The organism is Dietzia sp. DQ11-38-2, from assembly GCF_014145055.1.
Lineage (GTDB): Bacteria > Actinomycetota > Actinomycetes > Mycobacteriales > Mycobacteriaceae > Dietzia.
Genome location: NZ_JAALDW010000142.1, coordinates 1 through 5,742 on the forward strand (window position 1 = coordinate 1; position 5,742 = coordinate 5,742).

A 5,742-nucleotide genomic window follows, 5' to 3' on the forward strand; every position below is an offset into this window, starting at 1 on the left:
CGGCCGGGTGCGTGTGCCGGCCCGCGCGCGGGAGAGGAACTTATCCGGCTCCTGCCGTCCGGATCGTCCACGCGTACTCGAACGCGGTCTGGCGCCAGCGCTCGTACCGCCCGGAGACGCCACCATGGCCGGCACTCATCTCGCAGCGCAGCAGGACCGGGCGCTCCGCGGAATCAGCCGAGGTGGACACCGCCCGGAGCCTGGCCACCCACTTGGCGGGCTCCACGTAGAGCACCCGGGTGTCGTTGAGCGAGGTCACTGCCAAGATCGCCGGGTAGTCCTTGGCCTCGATGTTCTCGTACGGCGCATAGGACGCCATGTAGTCGTAGACCTCCGGCGAATGCAGAGGATCCCCCCACTCGTCCCACTCGATCACCGTGAGCGGCAGCTCGGGCATGAGGATCGAGGTGAGCGGATCGACGAACGGGACGACCGCCTGGATGCCGACGAACAATTCCGGCGCGAGGTTGGCCACAGCGCCCATGAGCAGGCCACCCGCGCTGCCGCCCTCCGCCACCAACCGGTCCGGGGCGGTGAGCCCGGAGTCGACCAGGTGCCGCGCGCAGTCGACGAAGTCCGTGAAGGTGTTCCGCTTGGTCAGGGTCTTGCCCTGCTCGTACCAGAGGCGCCCCATCTCACCGCCGCCCCGCACGTGCGCGACCGCGTAGGCCATCCCCCGGTCGAGCAGCGAGAGCCGGGCCACCGAGAAGGCGGGGTCGATGCTGGTCTCGTACGAACCGTAGCCGTACAGCAGGGTCGGAACCTGCTCGCCCGCGTCGATCCGGGCTGCGGTCTCCAGCGACATCACCAGGGAGATCGGCACCTGGGTGCCGTCCCCGGCGGTGGCCCAGTCCCGGCGCTGCACGTACCCGGCCGGGTCGTAGCCGCCCAGCACCTCCTGCTCGCGCAACAGGGTCCGCTCCCCCGTGGCCAGCGCCAGGGAGTAGATGCGGCCCGGGGTGACGAACGAGCCGAACCCGAACCTCAGCACCGGTGCGTCCCACTCCGGGTTCGACCCCGGGCCGGAGGTGAACAGTTCCTCGTCGAAGTCCACGGGGGTGAACCCGGAATACGCCTCCACACCCCCGGTCGACGCGGGATCCAGCGGCATCAGGGAGAACCGGGGCAGCGCCTGCTCCCGGTACCCGAGCACCAGCACACGGGCGAACGCGTCGACCCCCTCCACCCGCACGTCGTCGCGGTGCGGCACGAGCGGGTTCAGATCGCGGAAGTCGCCGTCGACCGGGCCGGCGGGCGCCTCGACCACGGCGAAGTTGGGAGAACCGGCGTTGTGGGTGATGAGGAAGCGATCCTCGCCTCCGACGACCGCGTGCTCGACGTCGTACTCGACGCCCTCCTCGCGAGGTCGTACGCACCAGAACTCGCCCGCCGGGTCGGCGGAATTCAGGCACCACACCTCGGTGGTGATCTTGGACCCCGCGGCGATCTGCAGGTACTTCTCGCTGCGCGTCTCACCGACCCCGATCCAATAGGACTCGTCGGGCTCGTGGAACACCTCGTCGTCGTCGTCCCGGGTCGTCCCCAGGCGGTGACGCCACACGGTGTCGGGTCGCCACGCCTCATCGACCGTCACGTAGAACACGTACTGCCCGTCGCGTGACCAGGTGACCCCGGCAGCGATCCCGGAGATCTCCTCGTCCGGGGCCGTGTGGTCCGGGTCGAGGGAGCGGAACCGGAGGGTGTAGCGTTCGTCGCCCTCGGTGTCGGTGGCCCAGGCGAGGACGCGGCCGTCGTGGCTGACCGAGAACGCGCCGAGCGCGAAATACTCGTGCCCCTCGGCCTCGGCGTTACCGTCCAGCAGCAGCTGCTCGCCGGGGAGCTCGACACCGGGCGAGACCTCCGGCGGGACCCACCCGGCCGGGTCGCCGGGATCCGCCACGAACTCCGGAGGCACGGGGACGCGGCAGTGCCGGGCGTAGGACAGGCCCTCCGAGGTGCGGGAGAAGTACCACCAGCCGGCGGCCCGCACGGGAACCGACATGTCGGTCTCCTTGACGCGGGAACGGATCTCCTCGTAGACCTCGTCCTCGAGCGGCTTCTGCCCGGCCGTCATCGCGTCCGTGTACGCGTTCTCCGCCTCCAGGTACTCGCGGGTCGCCGGGGCGTCCTTGTCGCGCAGCCACTCGTAGTCGTCCACGAAGACGCGGCCGTGGTGCTCACGGCGGTGGGGGCGGCGCTCGGCCCGGGGAGGCGCGGGGACCCGCTGATCGGTGGCGGTGGTGTCGGTCCCGCTGCCGGTGGCGTCATAGGCGCTCATGCGGACTCACCGCCGAGCCACTCCGAGAACCGCAGGCCGGAGATCCGCTCGTACGCCTCGACGTACCGTGCCCGGGTCGCCTCGACCACCTCCGGCGGGAGCGGGGGCGGCGGTGAATCCGAGGATCGGTCCCAACCCGAGTCCGGGCCGGTGAGCCAGTCGCGCACGTACTGCTTGTCGAAGCTCGGCTGGACGCGGCCGGCCTCGTACCCGTCCGCCGGCCAGTACCGGGAGGAGTCCGGGGTGAGCACCTCGTCGGCCAGGATCAACTCGCCCTCGGACAACCCGAACTCGAACTTCGTGTCCGCCAGCAGCAGCCCGCGGTCGGCGGCCATCTCTGCCGCCCTCGCGTACACCTCCAGGGTGGCGGTCCGGAGCCGGCCGGCCAGCTCGTCGCCGACGATCCCGGAGAGCTGCTCGAACGAGATGTTCTCGTCATGGTCGCCCACCGCCGCCTTGGTGGCGGGCGTGAAGATCGGCTCCGGCAGTCGGCTGGCCTCGACGAGCCCCTCGGGGAGCTCGACACCGCACACCGACCCCGACTCGCGGTACTCGACCATCCCGGACCCGGTCAGGTACCCACGGGCGACACACTCGGCCTGCACCATGTCCAGGCGGCGCACGACCATCGCCCGGCCGAGCACCTCGGCGGGGATCCGATCGTCGTCCAGAGGCCCCGCGAGGTGGTTCGGCACCTCGAGGGCGTCGAAGAAGTAGGCGCTCATGGCGGTGAGCACACGGCCCTTGTCGGGAATCGGCGTGCCGAGCACATGGTCGTACGCCGAGATCCGGTCGGTGGCCACCAGGAGCAGCGTCTCGCCGTCGATCTCGTATAACTCGCGGACCTTCCCGGCGGCGAGATGGCGGTAGGAGGAGAGCTCGGGTCGCATGGGCGTCAGCGTAGTCGGAGGGGGTCGGTGCGGCCCACGGTGCAGTCAGGCTGCACTGATGTCGCTCGAACGCAGGACAGACAGCGGAACAGACGGCGCAGAGAATTGCCTGACCCGATCACCGACGCAGGACGGCAGCTCACCCCCTGCACCCGAGACCATGGAGTCGCCACGACCACCTTGTCCCCGCTCGCGCCCGGCAGGAGAGTCCGCCTCCTCCTGGCCGCACTCCTGTCTCTCTTCGCCCTGGCCATCTCGACGATCGCCGTCCCCGCGCCGGCCCACGCCGCCATGTCCGTGGACCAGTTCGTGGCCAAACACAATGGTGGGAAGTGGGACTTCGACGGAGCCTACGGAGCCCAGTGCGTCGACCTCATCCAGTTCTACAACCGCGATGTGGTCGGTGCGCCCCGGTTGTCCGGCAACGCCAAGGACCTCTTCGGAAACGCCTCGGGGACCCACTATCACAAGCTCGGATCCGGAACCGCGCCCGTCAAAGGCGACGTCGCGGTGTGGGGAGCCTCGGTCGGAGGTGGATACGGCCACGCCGGGATCGTCCTGGCCGACCAGGGCGGGAGCGTCCGCATCCTCAGCCAGAACAACCACGCCCCGTACAACGGCACCACCCCGACAGAGATCATCTCGATGAGCAAAGCAGGGATCATCGGCTACCTACGGCCGAAGAACCTGACTCCGCCAGCGCCGACAGGGCACGCCCCGGTGGGCCACTTCGACTCGGTCGCCGTGGCCGAACCCGGCCGGATCGCGGTCCGCGGCTGGGCATTCGACAGGGACGACGCCGCCCGTTCGCTCGCGGTCCACGTCTACATCGGCGGTCAAGCCGGCGCTCCCGGCGTCGAGGGCCACGAGATCCGCGCTGACAAGAGCCGGCCCGACGTCAACTCGACCCACAATATCTCGGGAAACCACGGCTTCGACTCGTTCATCAACTCCAGGAAAGTGGGCTCCCAGCAGGTCTGCGCGTACGCGATCGGCGTGGGGAACGGTGGCAACGCGCTCATCAGCTGCAGGACGATCACCATCCCCGACCCCAACCCCCTGGGGAAATTCGAAACCGCCGCGTCGTCCGTCCCCGGAACGATCGACGTCAAGGGGTGGTCATTCGACCGGAGTAAGACGAGCACTGCGCTAGAGATGCACGTCTACGTCGGCGGAGAGGCCGGGAGCGCCAACGTGGAGGTCCACAAGATCAGGGCCGATGTGGCCAGGTCCGACGTGAACAACGCACATGGGATCTCCGGGAACCACGGTTTCGACAACCGGCTCGCCGTGAAGAAGACCGGAACCCAGAAGGTCTGTGTCTACGCCATCAATACGGGCGTCGGGTGGAACAACACCTCGCTGGGCTGCAAGACGGTGAGCATCGAGGCCGCCGCCGCGCCCGGTCTGGGCGCGGGTTCGCTGGGGAGTTGACGCTCTCCAGCTCTGCACGTGACACGGGGCGCACCGGATTCCGGTGCGCCCCGCTCCGCGGACCCGACCTCAGCCCAACCGCGCGTCCAGCCACTCCCCGAGCGCCGCGTACGCCTGGTCCGCACACAGGTCGTTGAACAGCTCGTGCAGGCCGCCCTCGAACTCCCGATAGGTGATCTCCGGCCGCGGGTCGTGGTCCGATCCCGCGACCTGGGCGAACCGGCGCGCACCCGTCGGTGAGGTGATGGAGTCCGCAGAACCGTTGATCACCAGGGTCGGCAACCGCAGGGCGCTCGAGCGCTCCAGGAACTTCTGCCCGCCCGCGAGCAGCGTCCCTGCGGCCAGCGCCGGCACCCCTTTGTGGTGCACGAGCGGGTCGGAGGTGTAGTCCGCCACGTACTCGGGAACGCGGGAGATCTCGTTCGGGTCCAGCTTCTCCACGGGCAGGAAAGGCAGGAGCCGGGCGATCACCGGGGCTGCGGCCCGGAGCGGCGCGGGTGTGCTCTCGCCCACGACGATGCCGGGAGAGGACAGGATCAGTCCCACCAGGTCCCACGGGCGCCGGAGAGCGGACTCCCCGGCGATCAACCCACCCATCGAGTGCCCCATGAGGAGACGGGGCAGGGACCCGGTCCCCGCGCCCTCGGGGGTCCGGGTCCATTCCAGGACGGCGTCGCGGACGGCCAGGTTGTCCCGCATATGGGTCTCCGTGGAGACCCTGGCCCGCGGTCCGGGGGCGGTGCCGTGTCCCCGCAGGTCGTAGGAGACCACGCTGACCCCCCGGTCCACCAGGAACCGGATCGTCCGCCCGTAGCGACCGGAGTGCTCTCCGAAGCCGTGGACCAGGAGCAGCAGTGCCCGCGGCTCCTCGGCGTGGTGAAGTGTCGCCTGCAGGCCTTGTGTACCGGGGACGGGGATGATGGTCTCGCGCATGCGCCGAGACTATCCCCCGGCCAGGTCCCCGCGGCGCGGATCGGCCGGCCGCAGGTGTGTCAGAGGATCGATCCGGGTGTGTATCCGGCCGCCTCCGGGTTGCGGGCCACCAGCGCCTCGACGCGCGCGGCCACGGCGTCGACCTGATCACCGGCGGCACCGATGAACGCGGCGCGATCGGCCAGTGCCCCCTCGAGCGCCGCGCGG

At 69.9% G+C, this 5,742-nt stretch carries 4 protein-coding genes; 1 reads left to right on the forward strand and 3 read right to left on the reverse strand.

The features are described from left to right. Positions 1-40 precede the first annotated feature (40 nt). Positions 41-2,278, reverse strand: a complete 2,238-nt coding sequence (locus G6026_RS05550; protein WP_182612456.1) for a S9 family peptidase — start codon at positions 2,276-2,278, stop codon at positions 41-43. Then, complete coding sequence (locus tag G6026_RS05555) at positions 2,275-3,168, reverse strand: phosphoribosylaminoimidazolesuccinocarboxamide synthase (RefSeq protein ID WP_182612457.1); 894 nt, start codon at positions 3,166-3,168, stop codon at positions 2,275-2,277. The genes G6026_RS05550 and G6026_RS05555 overlap by 4 nt, the downstream gene beginning before the upstream one ends. A 180-nt stretch (positions 3,169-3,348) precedes the next feature. Between G6026_RS05555 and G6026_RS05560 the strand changes: the two genes are divergently transcribed. Next, the gene (locus tag G6026_RS05560) at positions 3,349-4,602 is read left to right on the forward strand and encodes a CHAP domain-containing protein (RefSeq protein ID WP_182612459.1); all 1,254 of its coding nucleotides are present in this window, start codon (positions 3,349-3,351) and stop codon (positions 4,600-4,602) included. Positions 4,603-4,671: 69 nt separating this feature from the next. Here G6026_RS05560 and G6026_RS05565 read toward each other — a convergent pair whose 3' ends face one another. Continuing rightward, positions 4,672-5,535 carry an alpha/beta hydrolase gene (locus G6026_RS05565; protein ID WP_182612460.1) on the reverse strand — a complete coding sequence of 288 codons (864 nt, stop codon included), beginning with the start codon at positions 5,533-5,535 and terminating at the stop codon, positions 4,672-4,674. Positions 5,536-5,742: the final 207 nt, after the last annotated feature.